This window comes from Donghicola eburneus (genome assembly GCF_900115865.1).
Lineage (GTDB): Bacteria > Pseudomonadota > Alphaproteobacteria > Rhodobacterales > Rhodobacteraceae > Donghicola > Donghicola eburneus.
The window spans coordinates 242,603-267,706 of sequence record NZ_FOXY01000005.1 but is presented as its reverse complement, the minus strand read 5'-3'; the positions used below and the strand labels follow the sequence as shown (position 1 = coordinate 267,706).

30 protein-coding genes and 1 tRNA gene are annotated in these 25,104 nt (G+C 59.8%); 7 read left to right on the top strand and 24 right to left on the bottom strand.

Annotated features, from left to right (window positions below):
• Nucleotides 1-6 precede the first annotated feature (6 nt).
• The 17 genes from BM225_RS11085 to fabD all read right to left on the bottom strand — a co-directional run bounded on the left by BM225_RS11085 (nucleotide 7) and on the right by fabD (nucleotide 12,847).
• Nucleotides 7-669, bottom strand: coding sequence for a phage tail tape measure protein (locus BM225_RS11085; RefSeq protein WP_072706574.1), 663 nt, complete (start codon nucleotides 667-669; stop codon nucleotides 7-9).
• A complete protein-coding gene (locus tag BM225_RS11080) occupies nucleotides 644-856 on the bottom strand; it encodes a phage tail assembly chaperone (RefSeq protein WP_072706575.1) in 213 nt (70 codons plus the stop codon). The genes BM225_RS11085 and BM225_RS11080 overlap by 26 nt, the downstream gene beginning before the upstream one ends.
• Nucleotides 853-1,176 (bottom strand): gene transfer agent family protein, encoded by a 324-nt coding sequence (locus tag BM225_RS11075; RefSeq protein WP_072706576.1) that lies wholly within the window; start codon nucleotides 1,174-1,176, stop codon nucleotides 853-855. The genes BM225_RS11080 and BM225_RS11075 overlap by 4 nt, the downstream gene beginning before the upstream one ends.
• The gene (locus tag BM225_RS11070; RefSeq protein ID WP_072706577.1) at nucleotides 1,176-1,589 is read right to left on the bottom strand and encodes a phage major tail protein, TP901-1 family; all 414 of its coding nucleotides are present in this window, start codon (nucleotides 1,587-1,589) and stop codon (nucleotides 1,176-1,178) included. The genes BM225_RS11075 and BM225_RS11070 overlap by 1 nt, the downstream gene beginning before the upstream one ends.
• Before the next feature lie 22 nt (nucleotides 1,590-1,611).
• On the bottom strand, nucleotides 1,612-2,016 hold the full coding sequence (locus tag BM225_RS11065; protein WP_072706578.1) for a DUF3168 domain-containing protein: 405 nt from the start codon (nucleotides 2,014-2,016) through the stop codon (nucleotides 1,612-1,614).
• Complete coding sequence (locus BM225_RS11060) at nucleotides 2,013-2,351, bottom strand: head-tail adaptor protein (protein ID WP_072706579.1); 339 nt, start codon at nucleotides 2,349-2,351, stop codon at nucleotides 2,013-2,015. The genes BM225_RS11065 and BM225_RS11060 overlap by 4 nt, the downstream gene beginning before the upstream one ends.
• The gene (locus tag BM225_RS11055) at nucleotides 2,348-2,947 is read right to left on the bottom strand and encodes a head-tail connector protein (RefSeq protein WP_072706580.1); all 600 of its coding nucleotides are present in this window, start codon (nucleotides 2,945-2,947) and stop codon (nucleotides 2,348-2,350) included. Before BM225_RS11055 ends, BM225_RS11060 begins: the two co-directional genes overlap by 4 nt.
• A 129-nt stretch (nucleotides 2,948-3,076) precedes the next feature.
• The gene (locus tag BM225_RS11050) at nucleotides 3,077-4,258 is read right to left on the bottom strand and encodes a phage major capsid protein (protein WP_072706581.1); all 1,182 of its coding nucleotides are present in this window, start codon (nucleotides 4,256-4,258) and stop codon (nucleotides 3,077-3,079) included.
• 22 nt (nucleotides 4,259-4,280) lie between these two features.
• On the bottom strand, nucleotides 4,281-4,805 hold the full coding sequence (locus tag BM225_RS11045) for an HK97 family phage prohead protease (RefSeq protein WP_072706582.1): 525 nt from the start codon (nucleotides 4,803-4,805) through the stop codon (nucleotides 4,281-4,283).
• A complete protein-coding gene (locus BM225_RS11040; protein WP_072706583.1) occupies nucleotides 4,798-5,985 on the bottom strand; it encodes a phage portal protein in 1,188 nt (395 codons plus the stop codon). The genes BM225_RS11045 and BM225_RS11040 overlap by 8 nt, the downstream gene beginning before the upstream one ends.
• 102 nt (nucleotides 5,986-6,087) lie before the next feature.
• A complete protein-coding gene (locus BM225_RS11035; RefSeq protein WP_420809852.1) occupies nucleotides 6,088-7,452 on the bottom strand; it encodes a DNA-packaging protein in 1,365 nt (454 codons plus the stop codon).
• A complete protein-coding gene (locus BM225_RS22110) occupies nucleotides 7,358-7,699 on the bottom strand; it encodes a hypothetical protein (protein WP_245780460.1) in 342 nt (113 codons plus the stop codon). Before BM225_RS22110 ends, BM225_RS11035 begins: the two co-directional genes overlap by 95 nt.
• A gap of 284 nt (nucleotides 7,700-7,983) precedes the next feature.
• Nucleotides 7,984-9,141 (bottom strand): endolytic transglycosylase MltG, encoded by a 1,158-nt coding sequence (mltG, locus tag BM225_RS11025; protein WP_072706586.1) that lies wholly within the window; start codon nucleotides 9,139-9,141, stop codon nucleotides 7,984-7,986.
• Nucleotides 9,141-10,400, bottom strand: coding sequence for a beta-ketoacyl-ACP synthase II (gene fabF, locus BM225_RS11020; RefSeq protein ID WP_072706587.1), 1,260 nt, complete (start codon nucleotides 10,398-10,400; stop codon nucleotides 9,141-9,143). Before fabF ends, mltG begins: the two co-directional genes overlap by 1 nt.
• A 232-nt stretch (nucleotides 10,401-10,632) precedes the next feature.
• Nucleotides 10,633-10,866: an acyl carrier protein gene (locus BM225_RS11015; protein WP_072706588.1), complete on the bottom strand. Its 234-nt coding sequence runs from the start codon at nucleotides 10,864-10,866 to the stop codon at nucleotides 10,633-10,635.
• A gap of 216 nt (nucleotides 10,867-11,082) precedes the next feature.
• Entirely contained in the window at nucleotides 11,083-11,820 is a 738-nt protein-coding gene (gene fabG, locus BM225_RS11010; RefSeq protein WP_072706589.1) for a 3-oxoacyl-ACP reductase FabG, read from the bottom strand.
• Between the two features lie 91 nt (nucleotides 11,821-11,911).
• Nucleotides 11,912-12,847, bottom strand: coding sequence for an ACP S-malonyltransferase (gene fabD, locus BM225_RS11005; RefSeq protein ID WP_072706590.1), 936 nt, complete (start codon nucleotides 12,845-12,847; stop codon nucleotides 11,912-11,914).
• Nucleotides 12,848-13,008: 161 nt separating this feature from the next.
• Here fabD and BM225_RS11000 point away from each other — a divergent pair, with 161 nt between their 5' ends.
• Complete coding sequence (locus BM225_RS11000) at nucleotides 13,009-14,214, top strand: cytochrome b/b6 domain-containing protein (RefSeq protein ID WP_072706591.1); 1,206 nt, start codon at nucleotides 13,009-13,011, stop codon at nucleotides 14,212-14,214.
• A gap of 89 nt (nucleotides 14,215-14,303) precedes the next feature.
• Here the strand turns inward: BM225_RS11000 and BM225_RS10995 are convergent, their stop codons facing one another.
• A complete protein-coding gene (locus BM225_RS10995) occupies nucleotides 14,304-14,879 on the bottom strand; it encodes a YceI family protein (RefSeq protein ID WP_072706592.1) in 576 nt (191 codons plus the stop codon).
• 134 nt (nucleotides 14,880-15,013) lie between these two features.
• A complete protein-coding gene (locus BM225_RS10990) occupies nucleotides 15,014-15,568 on the bottom strand; it encodes a hypothetical protein (protein WP_072706593.1) in 555 nt (184 codons plus the stop codon).
• A gap of 281 nt (nucleotides 15,569-15,849) precedes the next feature.
• On the opposite strand from BM225_RS10990, the gene rpsF reads away from it, so the two are divergent.
• The 3 genes from rpsF to rplI are packed head-to-tail and all read left to right on the top strand — an operon-like array spanning nucleotide 15,850 to nucleotide 17,068.
• Nucleotides 15,850-16,212, top strand: a complete 363-nt coding sequence (gene rpsF / locus BM225_RS10985) for a 30S ribosomal protein S6 (protein ID WP_072706594.1) — start codon at nucleotides 15,850-15,852, stop codon at nucleotides 16,210-16,212.
• A 25-nt stretch (nucleotides 16,213-16,237) separates the two neighbouring features.
• A complete protein-coding gene (gene rpsR / locus BM225_RS10980) occupies nucleotides 16,238-16,465 on the top strand; it encodes a 30S ribosomal protein S18 (RefSeq protein WP_013961325.1) in 228 nt (75 codons plus the stop codon).
• 12 nt (nucleotides 16,466-16,477) lie between these two features.
• A complete protein-coding gene (rplI, locus tag BM225_RS10975) occupies nucleotides 16,478-17,068 on the top strand; it encodes a 50S ribosomal protein L9 (RefSeq protein ID WP_072706595.1) in 591 nt (196 codons plus the stop codon).
• 60 nt (nucleotides 17,069-17,128) lie between these two features.
• Here rplI and BM225_RS10970 read toward each other — a convergent pair whose 3' ends face one another.
• The 4 genes from BM225_RS10970 to BM225_RS10955 all read right to left on the bottom strand — a co-directional run bounded on the left by BM225_RS10970 (nucleotide 17,129) and on the right by BM225_RS10955 (nucleotide 20,814).
• Nucleotides 17,129-17,710, bottom strand: coding sequence for a GNAT family N-acetyltransferase (locus tag BM225_RS10970; protein WP_143095371.1), 582 nt, complete (start codon nucleotides 17,708-17,710; stop codon nucleotides 17,129-17,131).
• Nucleotides 17,711-17,801: 91 nt separating this feature from the next.
• Entirely contained in the window at nucleotides 17,802-19,139 is a 1,338-nt protein-coding gene (gene tig / locus BM225_RS10965; RefSeq protein ID WP_092464375.1) for a trigger factor, read from the bottom strand.
• Nucleotides 19,140-19,266: 127 nt separating this feature from the next.
• A complete protein-coding gene (locus BM225_RS10960; RefSeq protein ID WP_072706598.1) occupies nucleotides 19,267-20,601 on the bottom strand; it encodes a mechanosensitive ion channel family protein in 1,335 nt (444 codons plus the stop codon).
• Between the two features lie 128 nt (nucleotides 20,602-20,729).
• Nucleotides 20,730-20,814: transfer RNA gene (locus tag BM225_RS10955), tRNA-Leu, on the bottom strand.
• 146 nt (nucleotides 20,815-20,960) lie between these two features.
• On the opposite strand from BM225_RS10955, the gene BM225_RS10950 reads away from it, so the two are divergent.
• Nucleotides 20,961-21,425 carry a Hint domain-containing protein gene (locus BM225_RS10950; protein ID WP_072706711.1) on the top strand — a complete coding sequence of 155 codons (465 nt, stop codon included), beginning with the start codon at nucleotides 20,961-20,963 and terminating at the stop codon, nucleotides 21,423-21,425.
• A gap of 19 nt (nucleotides 21,426-21,444) precedes the next feature.
• Here BM225_RS10950 and BM225_RS10945 read toward each other — a convergent pair whose 3' ends face one another.
• Complete coding sequence (locus BM225_RS10945) at nucleotides 21,445-23,079, bottom strand: NAD(P)H-hydrate dehydratase (protein ID WP_092464373.1); 1,635 nt, start codon at nucleotides 23,077-23,079, stop codon at nucleotides 21,445-21,447.
• Between the two features lie 168 nt (nucleotides 23,080-23,247).
• Between BM225_RS10945 and BM225_RS10940 the strand changes: the two genes are divergently transcribed.
• Both BM225_RS10940 and glnA read left to right on the top strand, forming a co-directional pair.
• A complete protein-coding gene (locus BM225_RS10940; protein WP_072706600.1) occupies nucleotides 23,248-23,586 on the top strand; it encodes a P-II family nitrogen regulator in 339 nt (112 codons plus the stop codon).
• A 50-nt stretch (nucleotides 23,587-23,636) separates the two neighbouring features.
• Nucleotides 23,637-25,043 carry a type I glutamate--ammonia ligase gene (gene glnA / locus BM225_RS10935; protein WP_072706601.1) on the top strand — a complete coding sequence of 469 codons (1,407 nt, stop codon included), beginning with the start codon at nucleotides 23,637-23,639 and terminating at the stop codon, nucleotides 25,041-25,043.
• The last annotated feature ends 61 nt before the right edge of the window (nucleotides 25,044-25,104 follow it).

The following is a 25,104-nucleotide window of genomic DNA, read 5'->3' as shown; positions in this document are numbered from 1 at the left end:
CCTCGCTTAATGATTACGATTGCCATGAGAGAGAGCGCGCGCCATGCGCGCCGCGATCTGGGACTGACTGCGCCGAAAACTCGCCGCATCGGATGTTGTGATGTTCATAACCACAGAAACAGGACCCGCCCCCCCAGCACTGCGAACGCCGAGTGATCCGTCTGGTCCACGTGTCAAAGGCATAATCGCCTCAGGGCCAGCCTCGCCCATCAGGCCCGTCGCGCCCTTCATCGGGAACGCCGTGGGACTGTTCACGATCCCCCCTTTGGCAAAGGGCATGACCCGCCCCTGAGCAAACGCTCCGCCCTTTGCAAATGGCAACACACGCGACATGAACGCGCCAAGAGTACCTGACAGGGCCCCCGCAGCCTGATCCGTTACGGGCTTGGTCGCGGCACCGTAAGCTGTCTTGACCATCGATTGCCCCAACCCTGACAACGCTGTACTCAGCCGCGTCCCATCCAGCACCACCGCGTCAAAGGCACGCCGAAGCCCGTTCGACATACCGCGCTCCATCCGCCGCATATCCAACGTGGTCTCACTCATGCTTTCACGCATCCGAGATAGCTCGGCTTCGAACCCGCGTGTCAGGCTTGCGGCACCCTCCATGCTCTCCTCAAGCCGGTCGAGGTCGGCCTCTAGATCACTCAGACCCTCGGTCATGATCATTCTCCTTGGTATCGGGAAACGCACGGCTCAAGACATCGAACCGTGCACGGACCATGGGCATGTCCGCTGGCGTGCGGCCGGTCATGGTCATGAATTCATAAGGGGTCATGGCCCAGAATACGGATGGCGATAGCTTTAACTCAGCCAAAGCCACCCGCAGCATTCCATTGAAATCGAACGCAGTCATTCAACGCTTTCTGGTGGAGCGAATGCCAAAGCCAGGCACCTAGCTGCCGCAGACGCCGCTCCGTTCAGGCCCCCATCGAACGATGCGTTCGCAACCTCTGTCTCTGTGATCGGTAACCCACCACCACGCAAAGCCGCGGTGATTAGGGCCATCAAATCCAGCGACCGATAGGTGCCAGTTTCGAACCGCGATATCAGATCCACAAGGCTGCCTGCTTCGATCCGGTCCTCAAGTTCAGCCAAGGCCCCGAGCGTTAGCTTCATAACCCGTTCAGTGCCATTGACCGAAATCGCGACTTCTCCGCTCCACGGGTTCGCCATCACAGCGCCGTAAAGTCCAGCGCGCCCGCCGACGACAGCGACAACTCATAGGTCGCCTCGCCGTCATAGGTGCCCGCATACTCAATCGCTGCGATCTGGAACGCGCCTTGAACGACGCCAAAGTCAGGAATGATCACCTGAAAATCGGGCATCTGACCGTCAAAGAAAATTTGCCGCGCACGGGCATCGCCCGCAGTGTCTTTGAACACGCCAGACCCTGAGATTGAGGCCGATTTCACACCTGCGCCCGCCAGCAACTCGCGCCAGCCACCTTCGCTGCCAAGGTTGGTCACATCCACAGTTTCAGCGTTGAAAGACAAACGCGTTGCGCGCAGCCCAGCCAGAGTTTCAAATACACCGTCACCGGTTTGGTCGATCTTGATCAGTAGGTCCTTGCCCGCCTGAGTAGCCATAGTTCACCTCTTTGTTTAAAAGTCAGTTTGCCGCGAGATACGCGCGGTACTTGAGATCGATTTGTCGAGTTTCTGAATTGCGCTGCGCTTTAGCCTTGCGAAACCGAAGCCAGACCACGCGTCCCTCGGTCAAAGAAACAGGCGCAATTTCCAGCGCTTGGCCAATCGCCGCAGCGACCGTTTTGGCCATCAGAAATCCTTGCGCTGTGGAAACGATTGACAGCGTAAAGTCGTGACGAGCGTCTTGGCCTAACGGGTCTGCCGCATCCTTGGCCTCTTCTTCACCCATCATCACGTAAGTCTCTGGCAGGGTGCCCGATGGTACGGCATCGTACAGAGCGTCACCGATCAGCGCAGACAAAGCGCTATCCGCCGCCAGGTGAGAAAACAGGGCTGTTTGTAGGGCTCCTGCGCGTTGATAACTCATGCAGCAACCTCCTCTTTGGCAAAGCAGATCAAGAAGCGTGCAGCGTGGTCATATTCTCGCACGGCCTCGATCTGCCAAACACGGACATCAGAGCGGAGTCTTTGCCCCGCCACGGGTCGCGCGGGGCTCCCCGCTGGGGCGGCGCGCACAACGATGCGATAAGCGGTTTCTGACACCACCTGCGCCGCCCCACCTGCGATCCGGCCACTGCCGCCTCGCACCTCTGCCCACAGCGTGCCAAGCCTGACCCAGCCCGATTGCATCCCACCGGCACCGTCCGAGACGCTTTGGCGCGCCTCCAGCACCAATTCTTGGTTCAGGTGGACCGCCTTCATGCGCCGATCCTCCCAAAGGCGCGGACTGTGCGAAACCGCTCGATCAAACCACTCACCCCAAACGGAAAGGCATCTGTACCGCCCGCGCTCTGATCGCGATATTCGTAGTAGTGGCTCGCCAGAATCATTACGGCCTGCGCCAGATCGGCTGGCAAATCACCCCAAGTCTCGCCGTAGCCCGCGAGAATGAAAACTTCAGCGTAGCCACCGTTTGGGATCGTCGGCAGCTGCGTGCCACGCGGCGCAATCCGCGGCCGCTGCGCATCGCCTGCCAACCGGTACCGATCTGCAGGCACGATGGTCAGGTTGTCATCCACATCGATCAGACTCATTTCCAAAACCTGACGCACGGGCGCCAAGGGTAGTGTCTGCCCGCACACATCTCGCCATGCCTCGATACGGCAGGAAAATTCGCGCGTGATCAGAGCTTTGCCAGTCCGGCGCTCAATCGCCGCCAAGGCCGCCCGCAGGTACCCCTCGAGCACAGCTTCCTGCACTGCATCTTCGCCAAATCCGGTGCCAAGCCGCAAATGGGACTTGAACGCCTGCACCGGCAAAGCGGTCAAAGGCACTTTAGTCTCTTCGTTCAGGATCATTTTTGTCTCCGAAATCAGCCCGCTCAAACTCGGACCCCGCGCTGCCGCCCTCGTGCGGAGGATTGGCCAGACAGCGACAGCACGAGGCCTTGTCCGGCCCATGCCTGGGCCAGATCACTGCACCTTTGGTCAGGAGGTGGCGAATTTCAGCAGCTTGATCGCGGCAAAGTCGCTCACGTCTCCGCCGACGCGCTTGGTCGCGTAAAACAGGACGTGGGGCTTGGCACTGAAGGGATCACGCAGAACGCGCAGGTCCGGACGCTCGGCAACGGTATATCCCGACTGGAAATCACCGAACGCGATCGCACAGGAACCGGTGGTGATATCAGGCATGTCTTCGGCGATCAGTACGGGGTAACCCAGCAGACGCGCAGGCTCACCCGCCGCCAGACCATCAGTCCACAAGAAACGACCATCGTTGTCTTTTAGCTTGCGCACTTGGCCTGCAGTCTTCGAGTTCATCACGAATTGGGCACGGGCGCGATACTGAGCACCCAGAGCATAGACCAGATCGATCAGGCTCTCGGCGCCAGAAAAGGCCGCATCCGCACCAGTCGTCACATACCCCAGATTGCCCCATGTCCAGATTTCATCAGCGACACGGCTGTGGGTCAAAAAGCCTTTGGGCTTGTCCACACCGTCACCGCTAACAAAGGCCGCTGCCTCGGCGCGGGCAAACTTGTCCGCGATACGGCCCGCCAGCCAGCCCTCAATGTCGAACGCACTGTCATCTAGCAACCGCTGCGAGGCTTTGGGCAGAGCCGACAGCTCATGCAGCGGGATGGTGATGCGATCAATCTGGGGCGACGCCGTTTCGGCCATCGTGTCGGTTTCATTCGCCCAACCGTGGCCCATTTCGGCGCGGTCGATTAGCACGTCATAGCTGGTCGCCTCAACGCTGACGACATTGGCAATCGCGCGGATCGAAGCAGTGCTCGACAGCACGCCAGAGATGCGCTGACTGGTCTGAGGGTCCACCAGATAGCCACCATCGGCTGCCACTGCGGTGGACATGCCCTTGGCCTCGATGTCCAGACCACGCAGGCCCTCGTCATCGCCACTACGCAGATAGGCATCGAACGCCTTTTTGTGGGGCGCTTCGACGTCATAGGCCATCGAAAGAGCGGGACGTTTAGCGGTCAGGGATTTACGGTCAAGCATGGTCAGTCTCTCTTCCTGCTTTTGAAATTTCGAATTAACGTCGGCCTTGAACGCTTCAATCGCGCCCAAGAAGTCATTGATTGCGCCATGCATTTCATCTGAATCAGGCACAGCTTCGCCGGTCCGTGGCATCGCCTCGGTCAGATCCATCCGGTTCTCTCCTTGATTGGGGTTAGGCTTGGGTCAAAAGCTGACCGGCCCGCCGCAGGGCCTGAACAAAGGCATCTGCGGGATCGTGGGATTTGGCCTGAACTGTCGCGTCAGGCAGCATGGGAAAGGTCACCAGCGACACCTCCCACAGATCGACTTCATGCAGGATGCGGCGCCCCTTGCCGTCCTTGGCGGCACGCACGGTGCGATAGCCAATCGACAGACCGTCCAGCGCACCGGCCTGGACCAAAGCCGCAGCCTCGCGCCCCTTGTCGACGCTTTCTAGCAGCCGGCCCTTGACCCACAGGCCATGGTCGTCTTCGCGCAGCTCGTCCCACACGCCGATGGGCTGGTTCGGATCGTGCTGCCACAGCATCCGCACGCTGCCACCCTTGGCCATCAGACGCTCCAGACAGGCTGTATAGGCGCCCTTGGCCACCACATCACCGCCGCGATCCACCAGACCAAAGACCGAGGCATACCCGCTGATCTCGGCCCCATCGGTGCGCAAACCCGCATCCGGTCGATGAAATTTACGTTCAAGCATCTGCATTCTCCTCGGGCATGGCGGGGAACCCCAGTGCCACGCGCTTTTCCGCATCGGTCAGGAAATCAGCATTCGCCACGCGGCGCCAACGGGCCTCGCGCTCCTCGGCCAAGGCAGGGATCTGGTCCAGATCCGGCCCCAGAACCAATGCCTCGCCCGACAGTTCAGACAACCAGTTCGATAACGCCCCCAGCACCTTGCCCGCCAAAGGCAGCACCGTCAGACGATAGAACGCCCGATGCGCCTCTTGATAGTTGGCGTAAGTCGCATCTCCGGGGATCCCGAGCAGCATCGGCGGCACGCCAAAGGCAATGGCGATGTCCCGCGCGGCGGCCTCTTTGGTCTTCTGGAACTCCATATCACTGGGGCTAAAGCCCATCGGTTTCCAGTCCAGACCGCCTTCCAGCAGCATCGGACGCCCTGCATTACGGGCACCGGTGTGATGGGCCTCCATCTCGGACACCAGCCGATCGTACTGATCCGCGCTCATGGTCCCTTGCCCCTCAGCCCCCGAATACACGATCGCTCCCGAAGGCCGCGCAGCGTTATCCAACAAAGCCTTGGACCAGCGCGCCGCCGAATTATGCACGTCAATCGCCGTTCCCGACGCCTCTAGGGGCGATAGACCGTAATGGTCATCCTGCGGGTGAAAGCTGCGGATATGGCAAACAGGCTGCCCGCCGACCATGTCGAACCGATGCTTTTTCGCACCGACCACATAGTCATAGGCCACCGGCCAACCATCCGGCCCCGGCACCACATGCATCCGGTCCGAGCGCAGTACATGCAGTTCCACCGGCACGCCCTCGGCTTCGACAGCCTCAATGTACCCGTTCCCCGACAGCAGCATCTGGCCATACAGGGTCTCCAGAAACTCGGACCGGACCTGCGCCCCGTTCGGCCGGTTCAAAAGCGCCAGCCAAGGATGCTCCGAGTACCGCGCCGCGCTGTCCTGCAGGATCAGCGGCAAAGAGGCCGCCGCCTCGGCGATCACCTTGACCACGCGGAAGCCCACCGGATTGCCGACAAACCCCGCACGGGTCAGCGAAACCGTATCCCGCGGGGTCCAGGCAATCCGTCCGCCCCCCGACCAATGCACCACCGGACCGGTCGCGCTAGCCTTGGTCTCTGGCACGGGCTGGGGCTCTGCCCGACCCCGGAAGAGATCGAAAACCGCCATTGTCCCTCCGTTCCGTTCTGGCGAGGGATCATCCCGCGCCGTCTGTGTGACACTTATCCGCCGCAAAGATTAACACCCGCTGGGAGCACCGTGCGCTGCCTGTCAGAGGCTCCGAACCTGCGGGCGCTGATAGCCTTGCGCAGGCTTGATCAGCAGTTCCGTCACTGCCCATACCAGCGCATCCACACGATCCGGGCTGCCTTTGCCTTCGAACCCCCGTGGCCCCATCCGGCACATCTGGTCTTCCAGCTCTGCCAGACCACAAAGGTGGCGCACGCGCCCCTGTTCGTACAAAGCGGCTACTGGTTCAGCCCGCGCGACCTTCCCGCGTGAGGCATGAACCTTGGCATAGGGCACCAAAGGATCGACCTGCCGCAGAACCGCCTCTACTAAATCACCACCCTGATTAACCTCCGCCACGATCCGGTCCGCGCTGTGCCGACGCATTGCCGCCACAGCCGCCTGCGCCCAAGCCAAAGGGGAACTCGACGCCACAGAGGCATCCTCCAGCACATAAGCCCGCCAGTTTTGCGGAGGTCCCTGCACCACAGCGCCCACCACGACGATCCCGCAGGTGTCCGACCCCGCATGGCCCGTCACCGGCGGGTCCACAGCGACCACGATGCGATCCAAGTCGGGCACAGCACCGACCTGCGCTCGCTCCAGCTCTGCCATTTTCCACAGCGCGCCCTCAGCCTCTTCCAGCAGCACGCCATCCAATTCCTGCCGTCCCAGCCGAGATCCCGCATACCGCGCCTGCACCTCAGCCAGAAACGACTCCGCCAGATAGGCGCTGTTATCCTGCGTCCGCGCATGGGTCACCACCGTGGACGGTGCCTTCAACAAATCCTTCAGCGCGCCAACATTCCGCGGCGTTGTCGTCACACAAACCCGCGGATCATCCCCCAGCCGCAACGCAAATTGCAGCATATCCCAGGCATCCTGCCCGTTCTTCCACTTGGCCAATTCATCGACCCAAGCGCCATCAAACTGCGGCCCCCTGAGCCCCTCAAAATCATGCGCAGAAAAAGCCGCCGCCTCTGCCCCATTGGGCCATGTCAGCCGCCGCCGCGTCGCGCTCCATTCGGGCCGACGGTCCGGCGGAGAGCAGGCCAAAATCCCGCTCTCCCCGAAAATCATCACTTCGCGCACCTGATCGAATGTCTCGCCGACCAACGCGATGCGCGAGCACGCGCCCGGATCGCGGGGCCTGTTACCCTCGACCCGAGAACGCACCCATTCGGCACCGGCGCGGGTTTTCCCCGCGCCGCGCCCCCCCATAATCACCCAGCTGCGCCAATCCCCCGAAGGCGGCAACTGATGCGGCAAAGCCCAGAAATCAAAGAGCCACGGCAACGCCGCGACCTCTGCCTCACTCAGACTGTCCAGAAACTGCTCCTGCACCTCCAGCGGCGCGGAGGCGAGCCAAGCGGCCCCCGATCGAAGCGCGTGCGGCGCCGAGGTCAAGCTCGGCCCCACCCCGTGACTGTCCAGTTCGTTCATGATGCAGATCCTCCAATTCATAGGCCCGTTTCATCCACCCCCGCAGCGCGGCCAGCGCCTTTTCGCTGTTCTTCATAGCCTCCAAGTCACCGACGCGGATCTTGTTCTGCAGGGCTTCGACTTCCCCCATCAGATCGTGGATTTGCCCCGCCACATTGCGAAAGCGGTCAAAAATACGGTCCTCATGGGGCTGCTCGATAGATGTGTTCATTGTGTTTTGCCTCTCATGCGAAACCCGCACGAGAAAACGCGACCCACCACCCGTTTGCCTGCAAAGTGGCGGGCCCGTCTCGTCTAGCTTGCCACCAGATATACCGCGCTCGGTCCGTCCCGCCTATGACGCAGCATTTCACACGCCCGCGCCCTTAACCCTTTGGAAAGGCGCATCTCTTTCTTGGCACAAATACCCGCGCCGCAGGCGGACTGCGCAGCAGGCCCAAAACGAAAAAAGCGCCCCCAAAGGGACGCTTTTCAAACCGCATTCATCAAGCGATATCAGTTATTTGCGCGCTCAGCTTCAATCGCCCGCCATTTGGCCACATTCGCGTTATGCTCGGCCAGAGTTTCTGCAAAGGCGTGGCCGCCCGTGCCATCCGCCACAAAGAACAGATAGGGCGTATCTGCCGGATCGACCGCCGCACGCAGCGACGCCAGCCCGGGGTTCGCAATCGGAGTCGGCGGCAAACCACGGATCACATAGGTGTTCCAAGGCGTCTCGCGGCGCAATTCGCTTTGACGCAGACCGCGACCCAGCACGCCTTCGCCCCGCGTGATTCCGTAGATCACGGTCGGGTCCGTTTGCAGTGGCATCCCCTGCGCCAAACGGTTGGTAAACACGCTCGACACCTGAGGCCGCTCTTCCGCGATTCCGGTCTCTTTCTCGATAATCGAGGCAAGGATCAGCATCTCTTCGGGGGTCTCGACTTCGATGTTGTCCGAACGGTTCGCCCAAACTTCGGCCACACGATCTGCCTGCAGCGCTTCCATCCGTGCAATCACCGCCGCGCGGTCATCGCCTTTGGACACTTCGTAACTGTCAGGCGCGAGGCTACCCTCAGCCGGGATACCCGAAATCTCACCGCTTAGAACGTCGACGCTGTTCAGCGCGTTCACGATCTGCCAGCTGGTCACACCTTCGGCCAGTGCGATCCGATAGCGGGTGTCGCCCAACTCCTTCACGCGGGTCACTTCGGCGGGCACCTCAGCGTCCGAGCCAGGCGCATACTCAGCCACTTCCTCGAAACGGCCGGTGGCGGGGTCCAACTCGCGGACCTCCCCAACCAAAGAGTTCACGCCAACGCGGTAAACCACCTCGGTCCCACAAGAGCTCGCGCCGCCACGGGTGACGATATCCACGATCTCTTCCATCGAGGTATTGGCGGGCACCAAGTAGGACCCCGCTTTTAGCTCGGTGGATTTGTCTGTGTAGTCGACGCCAACGCGAAAGATCTGCGCATTCGTGATTGCCCCTTGCTCAGCGAGGTTCTCGGACACACGGCTGAAATTGCTGCCGCGCTCCACACGCAAACAAATTGCCTCGTTCAGCGGGCCAGCTTCTGTGTACTGGCGCTGTCCCCAGAGGACGACGCCAGACAGCAGAAAGATCGCGACGATCAGAAACGTCAGCGCGTTAGAGGCAACACTGCGCCACATTACTTCACTTTCCCGAAGATCACGCTGGCATTGGTACCGCCGAAGCCAAAGCTGTTGGACAGAGCCACATCAATCTTGCGCTCGACCTTCTTGTTCGGGGCCAAATCAACCTTGGTCTCCACCGCGGGGGTGTCGAGGTTGATGGTCGGCGGAGCCACCTGATCGCGGATCGCAAGGATCGAGAAGATCGCTTCGATTGCACCAGCAGCACCCAACAGGTGACCAGTCGCCGACTTAGTCGAGGACATCGTGACGTTGCCCGCGTGATCACCCATGAGACGCTCTACCGCGCCCAATTCGATCACGTCCGCCATGGTCGAGGTGCCGTGCGCGTTGATGTAATCGATCGCGTTGGGCTCCAGACCTGCTTTCTTCAGCGCGGCCTTCATGGAACGCTCGCCGCCTTCGCCATCTTCGCTGGGGGCAGTGATGTGGTAGGCGTCACCCGACAGACCATAGCCCAGAACTTCGGCATAAATTTTCGCGCCGCGCGCCTTGGCGTGCTCGTATTCTTCCAGAACCACAATACCTGCGCCCTCGCCCATGACAAAGCCGTCACGGTCCGCGTCATAGGGGCGGCTCGCCGCTTTGGGGTCGTCCGCGCGTTTGGTCGACAGCGCCTTACACGCGTTAAAGCCTGCTATCCCGATTTCCGAGATCGCGCCTTCTGCGCCACCGGCAACCATGACGTCCGCGTCGCCATCCTTGATCAGACGGGCCGCGTCGCCAATGGCGTGCGCGCCGGTCGAGCAAGCGGTCACAACAGCGTGGTTCGGGCCTTTGAAGCCGAACTTGATTGAGACTTGACCAGAGATCAGGTTGATCAACGCACCAGGGATAAAGAACGGCGACACACGGCGCGGGCCCTTTTCCTTGATCAAAACAGCGGTTTCCGCGATCGAGTTGAGACCACCGATGCCAGAGCCGATCATCACGCCCGTGCGTTCACGCGCTTCGGTGTCCTCGGGCTCCCAGCCGGAATCCTTGACCGCCTGCATGGCCGCCGCGATTCCGTACAGGATAAAGTCATCGACCTTGCGACGCTCTTTCGGCGCCATCCAGTCATCAGGGTTAAAGGTGCCATCGGACCCATCACCCAGCGGAATTTCGCAAGCATAGGTGGTGGCCAGATTGCTGGCATCAAACTTGGTGATCGGACCAGCGCCCGACTCTCCGGCCAGAATACGCGACCAGGTTTCCTCGACCCCGCAAGCCAGCGGAGTTACCAATCCCAAACCGGTGACGACGACACGACGCATGCGGCTGCCCTTCCTCATTAGTGCTTTGCCGCTGTCTACCCCGCATTTCACGTGGGGGGCAAGGGCTTGGCGCATTCTGCGGGCCATTTGCGCCCCGTTCCGCCGGTGGATTTCCGCGTTCAGAGCGCTTGAAAGCGCCACCCCGTCGAATCGCGAAATTCCCCACCGCGCAAAACAAAAGCGGCGCTCCCATCAGGAACGCCGCTTTCGCTATACGTAAGTCAGTCGGAAATTACTGGTTTTCCGAGATGAACTTGACCGCGTCGCCGAAGGTCTGGATGTTTTCGGCTGCGTCATCGGGGATCTCGATGCCGAACTCTTCTTCGAACGCCATGACCAGCTCAACGGTGTCAAGGCTGTCTGCGCCCAGATCGTCGATGAACGAAGCACCTTCGCTGACTTTGTCTTCGTCAACACCGAGGTGCTCTACAACGATCTTCTTTACGCGTTCTGCGACATCGCTCATGTCAATTCCTCATCACTTCTACTGGGCTTTTGCCCGTTTGTTGCCCGCGCCCCGAGGGGTGGACGTCTCTGCCCAACCGGGCGGCTCTTGACCCTACGGCATCTACCGCAGAGCGAACAGCCGACGCGCCAATGGCACCCTCGGCTAAAATCTGCGCCGCCTATAGCACATCACTCAGGCAACGCAAACGCTTTCCACAAGTCCCTCTAGGGAACCTTACAGCATGGCCATCCCGCCGTTGACGTGCAGGGTGGTGCCGGTGACATAACCAGCCTCGTTGCTCGCCAGATACAGCGTTGCAGCTGCGATCTCTTCGGGGTTGCCCATACGGCCCGCAGGAATCTGGGTCAGGATGCCCTCTTTCTGCTTGTCGTTCAGCTTGTCGGTCATCGCAGTCGCAATGAAGCCGGGTGCAATCGCATTCACCGTAATGCCGCGCGCCGCAACCTCATAGGCCAGCGACTTGGACATCCCGACCATACCCGCTTTGGCGGCCGCATAGTTGCCCTGTCCGGGGTTGCCAGTCGCGCCAACAATCGAGCTGATGTTGATGATGCGACCCCAACGGGCCTTCATCATCCCGCGCAGCACGCCGCGGCACAGACGGAAGGTCGAGGTCAGGTTCACTTCCAGAACCTGCGCCCACTCGTCGTCCGACATCCGCATGAACAGGTTATCACGGGTGATGCCCGCGTTGTTCACCAGAATATCGACAGAGCCCATAGCCTCGGCCGCCTGCTTGGGTAGCGCGTCAACCGCTTCGGCATCGCTCAGGTTACAGGGCAGCACATGGGCGCGCTCGCCCAGTTCCGCCGCCAGCGCTTCCAAGGGCTCCACACGGGTGCCGCTCAGGCCAACGGTCGCGCCCGCCGCGTGCAGCGATTTTGCGATCTCGCCACCGATCCCACCCGAAGCGCCGGTCACCAGAACATTCTTGCCGGTCAAATCAAACATGTCGTTCATCCTTCTCTCGGAACCAATCTCTTTCTTGGTCCAAATACCCTGCGGGGGTTCGGGGGCGCACAGCCCCCGGCGCCGCCCTCAATCACTCGGCCGCTACAGCCGCTTTTACGTCGTCGGGGGTGCCAACGGCTTTGGTCGCCACAGACCGGTCGATCCGCTTGATCATCCCGCTCAGCGCCTTGCCCGCACCGATTTCCCAAATCTCGGTCACGCCATTCGCTGCCATCCACGCGACGCTCTCGCGCCAGCGCACGCTGCCGGTGACCTGCTCGACCAGCAGGTTGCGGATCAAGGTGCCCTCGGTCACAGCCTCGGCACGCACGTTGGCGACCAGTGGAACAGCTGGGTTCTTGATCTCGACCTCGGCCAGAGCTGCCGCCATTTTGTCCGCCGCAGGCTGCATCAGCGCACAATGGAAAGGTGCGCTGACGGGCAGCAGCAGCGCGCGCTTGGCGCCCTTTTCCTTGGCGATGTCGCAGGCACGCTCGACGGCGGCCTTGTCACCTGAAATCACAACCTGACTGGGATCGTTGTCGTTTGCCGCCTGACAGACCTGACCCTCGGCAGCCGCCGCCGCCACAGCAGCAGCCGTCTCGAAGTCCAGACCCAGCAGAGCCGCCATCGCGCCCTCGCCGACAGGAACAGCTTGCTGCATTGCATCGCCGCGCAGACGCAGCAGGCGCGCACAATCTGCAACAGACAGCGAACCCGCGGCCGCCAACGCCGAGTATTCCCCCAGCGAGTGGCCCGCCACGAACGCCGCGTCGGTCATTGCCACACCTTCGGCTTCCAGCGCGCGCATTGCCGCCAGCGACGTCGCCATCAGCGCAGGCTGAGCGTTGGCAGTCATGGTCAGGGTTTCGATGTCCCCCTCCCAGATCAAACCGGACAGATTCTCGCCCAGAGCCTCGTCGACTTCGTCAAAAACAGCCTTAGAAGCAGGATATGCCTCGGCCAGTGCCTTGCCCATTCCAATGGTCTGAGCGCCCTGCCCCGGAAACACGAAAGCGCGTGTCATGGAGTTCTCCGTTTTAAAAAAGTTGCGACAGGTCTAGACGGTCCAGCCCAAACCCACAAGCGCAGGGCACAAACTCTGTGCAAGCGCACAGATTGTGGCAAACTGCCCATACGCTATTCTGCCAAGCGGACCCCTCCTCATTTGACGTTCAGGACTTTTCAATGCCCCTCAGCAACAACGCCACCCACTACGGCGCCGTAGCCAAAACCTTCCACTGGCTCGTCGCGCTTCTCATCCTCACGCTGATTCCCCTCGGGATCATTGCAACCGATGCCCCATTCGAGACCTCGGAACAGCTGGCCCAGAAGGCGTGGCTTTTCTCTTTGCACAAAACGCTGGGGGTCACAGTGTTCTTTGTGGCTCTCCTACGCATCCTGTGGGCGCTGACCCAACCCAAGCCCGCCCTGATGAACGGGGACAAGCCAGTCGAATCTCTTTTGGCCGAAACCGCGCACTGGCTGCTCTATGGCTCGCTGATCTTGGTGCCGCTGACCGGTTGGATTCACCACGCCAGTGCCGAAGGCTACGCGCCGATCTGGTGGCCCTTTGGCCAGTCCCTGCCCTTCATCCCCAAATCGCCGGACCTTTCGCATACCTTCTCTGTGCTGCACGGGATTTTTGAAAAAGTGCTGATGTTCACGATCATCGCCCACGTCCTTGGCGCACTAAAGCACCACTTCATCGACCGTGACGCAACCCTTCTGCGCATGCTGCCGGGCTATCCCGCGACGGGTCCACTCGAAGACAAGCACAGTGTCTTTGCGCCTCTGTTCGTTGCGCTCGTGATTTGGGCCGCCGCGCTGGGCACGGGTGCCGGGCTTGGCCTGTTCGCGCAGCCTGAACGCACCGAAGGCGCAGCATTGGCCGAAGTTGAGACCGATTGGACCGTAACCGAAGGTGACATCGCGATCACCGTGCAGCAGATGGGATCCTCCGTCACAGGATCGTTCGCTGATTGGACCGCGTCGATCAGCTACGACGAAACCGCAGAGACTGATGTCAAAGGCCAAGCCGAGGTCACCATCTCGATCCCCTCTTTGACCTTGGGCACCGTCACGGACCAAGCCATGGGCCCCGACTACTTCAATGTCGAAGAGCATCCGACCGCGACCTTCACCGCTGACCTGATCTCGACCGCCGAGGGCAACACAGCCGAGGGCACCCTGACGATCAAAGGCTACGAGCAACCGATCACCATGCCCTTTGACCTGACCATCGACGGCGACACCGCAACCGTGAATGGCACCGTCACTTTGGACCGCCGAAACTACCATGTGGGCGACAGCATGACCGACGAAGGCTCGCTGGGGTATTCGGTCGATGTGGCAATCAACCTGACGGCCACCCGCGCCGCCGAGGGGGAATAACCCCTCGGCCCACACGGCCAAACACAAAGAAAGGCGGTCAGAACTCTGACCGCCTTTTTCATTTCTTGAACCGGTTCGCTGTTCAGCGATTACTCGGCTTTCATCGCCTCGATCGAGATGAAGACTTCGACTTCGTCGCTGACGTAGGGTGCGAACTGACCCATGTCGAACTCGCTGCGCACAACGGTGGTGGTCGCGTTAAAGCCAACCCAAGGCTTGTTCGCCATCGGGTGATCGCCCATCTGGGTCATCTCTGCGTCCAGAACGATCGACTTGGTCACGCCATTGATGGTCAGGTCGCCAGTGATCTCACCAGTTTTCTCGCCAGTGACTTCGATGCCGGTCGAGGTAAACGAGATCTCGGGGCTCTCTTCTGCACCAAAGAAGTCGCCGGTCAGGAAGTGCTGGGTGCGCTCGTCCCAGCCAGTGATCAGGGTGTCGGTCGGGAACGACACGGTGACCGAGCTGTCTGCGGGCGCTTCGGCGTCAAACATGATTTCGCCTTCGAAACCCGAGTACATGCCATAGGTGGTCGAGAACCCGAGGTGGTTGTAGTTGAACACGATCTGGCTGTGGCTGGGGTCCAGAGTGTACTTTTCGGGGGCTGCGTATGCTGCGGAAGCTGCTGTAGTGGCGACCAGGGCTGCAATCAGGGTATTCTTCATTTCGCTCTCCAGAGGGGTGTTGCGTTACACCACAACAAATTGTCCGAAGCGGCGCTCCGGACAATCCGTGTTGGTTCAACATGTTCTGTGTGAATTCGAACAATCGGCCTATGCCTGTGTGCGCAGGTGGCGTTTCAGCCCCGCTGACCAAACACCTCGCGGCGCAAGCGACGCTCGATCTGGGCACGGTCCATTTCAGCATTCAGGCGGACCCGCAGCACCTCTTCGTCCGCGCGATCAAAGGCCAAAAGTACGCCGTTTTCCACGCGAATATCAGACAGCGTCGAAAAGCTGTGACAGGCCATCAGCCGCGTTGCCCCATGGGACGACCGCTCGATAATGCGCACTTCGCGGCGCTGCATATCCAGTTGCACTTCGGGATGGGTGACCGCTTGCGCCGCTTGGACCAGCATCAAGCCACCATAAAACCCCATGCCAGAGGTCACGAGTTTGACCAGTAGCGTTTCCTCGCCCAAGTAGCGCGTCGGGACGAACCACAATCCAATCGCCATGGTGATAACAATGATCCCAAGCATTGCAGTCGCAACCCGCAAAACTGGCATCAATCTCTCACCCGCCGACACGCAGTGGACAACATAGCCCCATATTGTGGGCTCTACATGGACATTTCCGCTCTGCCACGGATGCCCGCTTGCCTGTGCACCAGGCTTTTCGTTCAGTGCAACCATTTACCTGTTCCCTCGGTAATATATGCATTTACAATGCCTTAAGGGTCAGGGCGAGAATTGGGCACTCATGGGGTAATTTCCGGCGCATTTCGCCCCATTGTTGCCATTTCCGGCGCAATCACCCCACCCAGCACAAATGGCCCTGCGCGGCTTGTGTTTTTCCCGAACTCGTGTATATGAGCGCTTCCTTCGCAAATTTCGTGAACCGCGTGACCTCTCGTGGGTGGGGCGAAGGAATAACCCGCCCTATGAAGCTCGCTGAAAATGACTGGAGATAACACATGGCTCTCTATGAGCATGTCTTTATCGCGCGTCAGGACTTGTCCGGCGCACAGGCCGAAGGCCTGATCGAACACTTCTCGACCGTTCTGTCCGACAATGGTGGTGCCATCGTAGCCAGTGAATACTGGGGCGTCAAAACCATGGCGTACAAGATCAACAAGAACCGCAAAGGCCACTACGCTTTCCTGCGCACCAACGCCCCCTCGGCAGCGGTTCAGGAAATGGAACGCCTGATGCGCCTGCATGACGACGTCATGCGCGTCATGACCATCAAGGTTGACGAGCACGCCGAAGGTCCGTCGATCCAGATGCAAAAGCGCGAAGAGCGCGGTGATCGCGGTGACCGCCGCGAGCGTCGCTAAGCGGATTAGGAAAGGGATCTAAACCATGGCTACCAAACCGTTTTTCCGCCGTCGCAAAGTGTGCCCCTTCTCGGGCGACAACGCACCCAAGATCGATTACAAAGACACCCGTCTTCTGCAGCGCTACATCTCTGAGCGCGGCAAAATCGTTCCCTCGCGCATCACTGCCGTTTCGGCAAAGAAGCAGCGTGAACTGGCTCGTGCTATCAAGCGCGCCCGCTTCCTCGCTCTGCTGCCCTACGCTGTGAAATAAGGAGACACTGATATGCAAGTTATCCTTCTCGAGCGCGTGGCCAAGCTTGGCCAGATGGGCGAAGTCGTCGACGTAAAGCCCGGCTATGCCCGCAACTACCTGCTGCCCCAGCAGAAGGCCATGACCGCATCGAAAGCAAACATCGCTGCTTTCGAAGAGCGTAAAGCCCAGCTGGAAGCAAACAACCTCGAAACCAAAAAAGAAGCAGAATCGCTGTCTGAAAAGCTGGATGGCCAGCAGTTCATCGTGATTCGCGCCGCGTCGGACGCGGGTGCTCTCTACGGTTCGGTCACCACCCGTGACGCCGCAGACGCAGCCACCGAAGCTGGTTTCACCGTTGACCGCAAGCAGGTCGTTCTGTCGGCACCGATCAAGTACCTTGGTCTGCACGACGTACACGTTGTCCTGCACCCCGAAGTCGAAGCAACCATTCAGCTGAACGTCGCTCGTTCGAACGAAGAAGCTGAACTGCAGGCATCGGGCAAGTCGATCCAAGAACTGGCAGCCGAAGAGGAAGCAGCAGCAGACTTCGAAGTCTCGCAGCTGTTCGACGACCTCGGCTCGGCAGCTTCGGACGACGAAGAAGAGACAGCTTCGGAATAAGGCCTCGCGCCTATTCCAAATCCCGAAGCGACGCCGCGCAGCCCACCTGCGCGGCGTTTTTTATTGGATGGCCAGCACGGATACATCCGCCCAACCATAGGCAACCGACGTCAAAACGGCCCCATCGCGGGTTTCTTCGGCCTCGCCGCAAATCTCCCCACCCAAACGCTCGTAGAATCCTCGTGCCGGCGCGTTTTCTCGTAGTGCCCACAACGCAGCGCCCTGAACTCCCGCAGCTACCAACGACTCTGCACACCAACGCATCAAGAGCCGCCCTGCGCCCTGCCCTTGGTTCGCGCGGCGCACGTACACAGCTGTGATCTCTCCGCCAAAGCCTTGCGCTTTCAAAGCCTCGTCCCGCTGCGCGCAGTATCCCGCAAATCCAACGGCCTCTCCATCCAACTCCAACACAGCACACTGACCAAAAGCTCTCGCATCAAAGGCCGCAAAAACACCGCGCCACATGTCCGCGCGGTCCGCGACAGTCATCTGATCCAGAAAATGATCCGGCAGCAAACTCCGATAGGTCTCGTACCAGCAGGCCACATGAATTTCAGCAATCCGCTCGGCGTCCTCAATGGACGCCACACGCACATCAAACTGCGCCATCCCCGCCTCTTTCTGCTTTGTAAAAATACTCAAATCAATCCACCCGCCAACCACGCAGCGGTAGCACAAAAGAAAAGGCCGCCCCAACTGGGACGGCCCGAAATCCTGTCAAAGGAACCGCAGCTTATGCGATTTCTTCTTCCAGCGCGTCGACAGCTTCTTTCAGCTCGTCTTTGCTGATCTCTTTCTCGGTGACTTCGGCCTGATCGACGATGTGGTCGACAACCTTGTCTTCAAAGATCGGCGCGCGCAGCTGCTGCTGCATCTGCGGGTTCTGCTGGATGAATTCGAAGAACTGGCGCTCTTGACCGGGGTACTGACGCGCCTGCGCCATAACCGCTTGGGTCATTTCCTGATCAGTTACTTCGACTTCTGCTTTGTTGCCGATTTCGGCCAGCAGCAGACCCAGACGCACGCGGCGCTCGGCCAGCTTGGTGTGCTCTTCGGTGGTCTCGATCTCGCCGTGATCGTGGCCCTGAACCTCGGGGTTATCTTCGTGCCACAGCTGGTGCGCGATCTGCTTGGCTTCGGCTTCAACGAGGCTCGGGGGCAGGTCGAACGAGACCAGACCGTCCAGAGCGTCCAGCAGCTTGCGCTTGGTGACCTGACGCGCGGTGTTCGCGTAGTCGGCTTCCAGACGCTCACGGATCTGGGTCTTCAGACCTTCCAGATCTTCGGCACCGTACTTCTTGGCCAGCTCATCGTCGATCTCAGCGGCCTTGGGCGCTTTGACTTCTTTGATCTTGCACTCGAAGACAGCTTCTTTGCCAGCCAGGTGCTCTGCGCCGTACTCTTCGGGGAAGGAGACGGTGACGTCTTTTTCTTCGCCGGCTTTCACGCCAACCAGCTGCTCTTCGAAGCCGGGGATGAAGCTGTTCGAGCCCAGAACCAGCGGGTAGTCTTCTGCTGCGCCGCCCTCAAAGGCTTCGCCGTCAACTTTACCCAAGAAGTCGAATACGATCTGGTCGCCGTCCTCTGCCGCTGCGCCTTCTTCGCGCGCGTCAAAGTCCTGTGCGTTCTTCGCCAGGCTTTCCAGAGTCTCGTTGACCTGCTCGTCGTCTGCTTTGACAACCAGCTTCTCGAGCTTAACGCCCGACAGGTCGACTTCGGGAATCTCGGGCAGCTTTTCGTAGGTCATTTCGACCGCAACGTCGTCGCCTTCTTTCCAGTCGTCATTGGTCATTTTGACCTCAGGCTGGGCCGCGGGACGGTCGCCCGACTTTTCGAAGTGCTCGTTCATCGCGCCGTCGATGGCTTCCTGCATCGCTTCGCCCAGAACGCGCTGGCCGAACTGCTTTTTCAGCAGAGCCATCGGGACTTTACCTTTGCGGAAGCCCTTCATTTCGATCTCAGGCTGCGCCTCGGTCAGCTTTTCGTTGACCTTGGCTTCCAGCTCGGCTGCGGTGACGGTGATCGCATAACCGCGCTTCAGACCTTCGTTCAGCGTCTCGGTGACCTGCATACGTTTCCCCATAGAAATTAGGGCGGGCCACGCCCGCCGGATCGGTTTGGCGCGTTCTAAGGCGGACAAACGATGCGCGCAAGGCGTATTTGTCAGCGGAACCATCCGACTCGGCGCGATTGTGGGCTTATTCCGGCGTTTGCGGCGCCTCTACCTCTGGCGCGGGTGGGTTCTTGATCGTGATCTCGCGCTGCGGGAACGGGATTTCGATGCCATGCTCGCGAAAGCGCTTCCAGATCTGCAAGAGCACTTCGCTGGTGATATTCGCCACCCCGCCCTCTGGGTCTGAAATCCAAAACCGCAGTTCCAGATCAACACTGGAATCGCCGAACCCTCTGATCAGGCAAATCGGCGCGGGCAGCTTCAGCACACGCGGACAGGCTTGCGCCCCTTCGATCGCGAGGGCCATCGCCTTTTCTAAATCGGTGGAATACGCGACGCCAATCGGGACGGCCCTGCGCACGCGCTTGTCCGAAAAAGACCAGTTCGTCACAGGATTAGAGATCAGGATTTCATTGGGGATCAGCGTTTCCGTCCCCGACCGCGTCCGAACAGACACGTAGCGCCCCGCCAGCGCTTTGACCACGCCATAGGTGGGCCCCTCGCCGGTTTGAATCTCGATCACATCCCCCGGTTTGATCGAGCGGTCTGCAAGCATGGTAAATCCGGCGACAAAGTTTGCCACCGTCCGCTGCATGCCCAGACCAACCCCCAGACCCAGCGCACCGGAAAATACAGCAAAGGCCATCAGGTCGATCCCGACCACCTGCATCCCGACGAGCACCGCCACGACCATCAGAACGATGCCCAGAACCTTGGACAGAAGCACCTGAGCTGTGGGGGAAAGTGTCGTCGCCGCCTCGAGCCGCCGCGCAATGAAGCCGGACGAATGATAGGCCACCCACAAGAGCATGGAGCTGACAATCAGGCCCTGAATGGCCGTCCACAGCGAAATGTTCAGCTGTTTGGACGAAAACTTGATCGAATCGAGCCATAGGATCGTCGGGTCCAGCAGCCCAACCGCATTCAACGCCGCCACAGCCCAGATGGTCCAACTGACCAGATTGGCAAAGGAGTTAGAGGGCAGCAGCGTTGTCAGAATCCGGATAATGATCCACGCGTTGATCAGGCTTGCGAACAGCCGGACCATCGTTATCGGCTGGCCAAAAGCACTCAGCGCCCCCATCGCAATCCACAGCCCGATCACCCAACCGATCGGCAGGCTAATCGCCCCGGCCGTTGCCAAAGCGCGGCGGGTCAGACGGCCTTCGGTCGTTTCTGCGACAGTTTTGATCACGCGCCGCACCAAACGATGCAGCACCAGCGCCACGAACAAGGCTACGAAGATTGCGATGAACTGGATGGGCGTGAACAACTGAATCCCGAAGGTCCACAAATAGTCCAAGAGCCCTGTCACGGCCTCGGTCAGGGGCGTGACATATTTGGTCTCCAGCTCTTCCATCCTGCGCGCTCCTCTGTCGTGCTTGCCGCAGGACCAGTGTAACGGGTTCGAGACACGATTGGTCAAATGAAACCGATGTGTAGAGAAGCCCACACTTTAATCAGTTGATTTTTAGGAAGTATTCTCAGTGGTGCGGGTGGAGGGACTTGAACCCCCACGCCTCGCGGCGCCAGAACCTAAATCTGGTGCGTCTACCAATTTCGCCACACCCGCATCCGAGGACTGCTCTCTAGCAAAGCGTTTCAGCGGTGGCGAGAGGCAAAATGAATTTTTTTTACCGCGCCTTAATTTCGCCCCGTTTGGACGTTTTCTTAAGACATGTCGCGGAAGGTATCTCCGTGGTGAGATACGAGGTGGATATGTTTCCGACGACGCAAAGCGCACTGATCGCAGATGATATGGCCAATGTGAGCTTGGGCATTACCTCGGGCACTCAGGTTCTGACCGCGATGGGTGCCATCGCCGTCGAAGCCCTGAGCGAAGGAGCAAGGATCATCACCCGTGACGCGGGCATGTCTGTGCTGCGCCGAATCGAGAAATTTGAAAGCGATTGTGATGTCGTCCGCATTCGCGCCGGAAGTCTGGGTCACGACCGCCCCGAACACGACACCGACCTGCCCGCCAACCAGAAAATCCTGATTCGAGACTGGCGCGCTCAGGCGTTGACTGGTCAGAAGCAGGCGTTGATGCGCGTAGGCCGTCTGGAAGATGGTGAATTCCTGAAGTCCCTACCTGTCGCCAAGCGTGTGTTCTATCGCCTGCGCTTCGACACTGATCACATCATCTATGCAGACGGGCTGGAACTGTACTGCCCCGTCCTTTGATCGCTAGCGGCGAGCGCCCTTAGAACCCGCACTCTCTAAAGACTTTTGGCAACTGCTCCGGCAAATCCTCTGCGATGAGGCCCGGCCCAAAGCTTCGCGCAGCCTGCGCATGAAGCCAAACTGCGGCGGCGGCCAGATCGATCATGGCACTGGTTGCTGCCACCTGATGCGCGGTGAGCCCCGCAATTATCCCCGCCAGCACATCGCCTGCCCCCGCTGTTCCCAGCCACGGGACCGCCCGATCATGCAGCGCGGAGTGGATGGCACTGGCCCCGCGCTGATCCGCCAGAACGGTCGCTTCGCCTTTCAGCAAGACCGTCGCCCCGAGTCGCTCTGCCGCGAGTTTCGTCGCTTCGACTTTCCCGAGCCCCTGTTTGGACGGATCCGAGATCCGCACCTTTTCCGCGAGATCGGGAAAGAGCCGCGCAAACTCGCCTTCGTGCGGGGTGATCACCACGTTTTCATGACACGCCTCGAACATGACCTCTGGTGCATCGGCAAAACTGCTGAGCGCATCGGCGTCCAGAACAGCGCGCCGCCCGTCCGAGGCCGTCGCCCGTAGCACCGCGAGCACTCTGTCGCGCGTTTCCATCCCGACACCAAGGCCCGGCCCCAGACAGACCGAAGACAAGCGCGTGTCTTCCAATGCCTGAGACACGTCTTTGGCGCTGGAAATCTCGGTCAACATAATGGCGTTCAGGTGCGCTGCATTCTCCGCCAGTGCCTCTGACGGCACCCCTAACGTGACCAAGCCAGCGCCCGTGCGCAGCGCCGCCCGCGCGGCCATTCGGCCCGCGCCACCTTTACCAACACCGCCTGCCAAAATCAGGGCGTGACCGCGCGTATACTTATGCCCCCCACGGCCCAAACCCGTGACCTCTTTGAGCCAAGTTTCCGGCGCAACAGGCGGGATCGAACGCGTCACGCCATCCGGAGGAATGACCGCATCCGCAGGCACGGCGTCCAAACCGATATCCACAACGGCGACGGGATGCCGCCCCAACTCTGCCAAGCAATGCCCCAATTTCGGCGCGTGAAAGGTGACGCATAGATCTGTCCGCTCGGCGATCTTCCGCGGGTCAGTGTCGCCGTTGGCGCGACTCGGATCGTCACGCAAAAGCGTCGCGCCCGTGTCCACGTCCACGCCGGACGGGCAATCTACAGCGATGCAGATCACCTTTTTGTCACCAGATGCCCGATCACACACCGCATGGAAGGACAAAGCGCACTCTATCGGAATGGGACGGCTGATCCCGATCCCGAACATGGCATCGAACAATAATGTCGGGCGCTCACCCTGCCCTGCGCTCTGAGGCGTCATCGAATGTATCGGACCCAAAGCAGCCCATGCATCATGCATCTGCCGCGCATCGTCAGATAGCTTCTCGGCCTTGCCCCAAAAGAAAACCTCGACCTTCCAGCCGCGCTCAAACAGCCCACGGGCGATCACGAATCCATCGCCGCCATTGTTGCCCGGCCCGCACAGCACAACTGCGTGAGCTTTGCATTTATCCAAGTCCGGAAATTTGCGGAAAGTCTCGTCCAGAACGCCTTGGCCAGCGCGCTCCATCAACCCAAGGCCAGTGACCTCGCCAGCCTGCATCACCCTTTTTTCTTTGGCGCGCATTTGTGCAGAGGTCAGAATTTCGCCCATCAATTCACCCAAAAGTTTTCAAACTGCACAAAATACAGCCAGCTTGCACATTTTTTACACCCGCCTATAAATTCGGCTGCAACGCGCTTGGCTAGAGTAATCTATCCGATTGTGGAGCGGAAACAGAAATGATCTGAAGTGACGCAACCCGACACGAGGAGGCCGGCTATGAAAAAAATCGAAGCGATCATCAAACCCTTCAAGCTCGACGAAGTGAAAGAAGCTCTGCAAGAGGTTGGTGTCCAGGGCCTCTCGGTGATCGAGGTCAAAGGGTTTGGCCGTCAGAAAGGCCACACCGAACTCTACCGCGGCGCAGAGTATGTCGTGGACTTCCTGCCCAAAGTGAAGATCGAAGTTGTCCTGCCCGCCGATCAGGTGGACGCAGCCATCGAAGCGATCATCAATGCTGCCAAGACCGACAAAATCGGTGACGGCAAAATCTTCGTCAGCCCCGTTGAGCACGCAATCCGTATCCGGACCGGCGAAACGAACCAGGACGCGCTGTAATTTCAGCCGCCTTGTAAAACTATCCACTACTTTAGAGAGGAACAGGGAACATGAGCAAAGATGCAGTTCTCAAGCTGATCGCAGATGAAGACATCCAGTATGTCGACATCCGCTTCACCGACCCGCGCGGCAAACTGCAGCACGTGACTGTTGTTTCGGACCTGGTCGATGAGGATTTTCTAGAAGAAGGCTTCATGTTCGACGGCTCGTCGATCGCAGGCTGGAAGTCGATCGAAGCATCGGACATGAAACTGATGCCCGACACCGATTCGGTCTACATCGACCCCTTCTACGCAGAGAAGACCATCGCGATCCATTGCTCGATCGTTGAGCCCGACACTGGCGAAGCCTACGACCGTGACCCCCGTGGTACCGCTCAGAAGGCAGAAGCCTACCTGAAGTCTTCGGGCATCGGTGACGTGTCGTACTTCGGCCCCGAAGCTGAATTCTTCCTGTTCGACGACGTGCGCTACTCGGTTGCTCCGAACAAAGTGTCCTACCAGATCGATGCGGAAACCGCAGCCTGGAACACCGACGCAGAGTTCGAGACCGGCAACCTGTCGCACCGCGCCGACTACAAAGGCGGCTACTTCCCCGTTAACCCCGTGGACGACGCACAGGACATCCGTTCTGAAATGCTGTCGACCATGAAGGCGATCGGCATGAAAGTGGACAAGCACCACCACGAAGTTGCGACCAGCCAGCACGAACTGGGTCTGATCTTCGGAACGCTGACCGAGCAGGCCGATAACCTGCAGAAGTACAAGTACATCATCCACAACGTCGCGCACGCCTACGGCAAGACCGCAACCTTCATGCCCAAGCCCATGGCTGGTGACAACGGTTCCGGTATGCACGTGAACATGTCGATCTGGAAAGACGGCAAGCCCCTGTTCGCTGGCGACAAATACGCTGACCTGTCGGACGAAGCGCTGTACTTCATCGGTGGTATCCTGAAGCACGCGAAAGCTCTGAACGCCTTCACCAACCCTGCAACCAACTCGTACAAGCGTCTGGTTCCCGGTTTCGAAGCTCCCGTTCTGCGCGCGTACTCGGCACGCAACCGCTCGGGTTGTGTTCGTATTCCTTGGACCGAGTCGCCCAAGGCGAAGCGCGTCGAAGCACGTTTCCCCGATCCCGCGGCGAACCCCTACCTGTGCTTTGCAGCTCTGCTGATGGCTGGCCTCGACGGTATCAAGAACAAGATCCATCCTGGCGAAGCGTCTGACAAGAACCTGTACGACCTGCCCGCAGAAGAACTGGCCGGCATCCCCACCGTTTGTGGCTCGCTGCGCGAAGCTCTGGACGAACTGGCAGCCGACATGGACTTCCTGCTGGCCGGTGACGTGTTCACCAAAGGTCAGATCGAAGGCTACATCGACCTGAAGATGGAAGAAGTGTACGCCTACGAGCACACTCCCCACCCGATGGAATACAAGCTGTACTACAGCTGCTAATTCCCGTCTTGGGTTTAGCATCGAGGGCGCCCCGCAACGGGCGCCCTTTTTCTATGCCTGC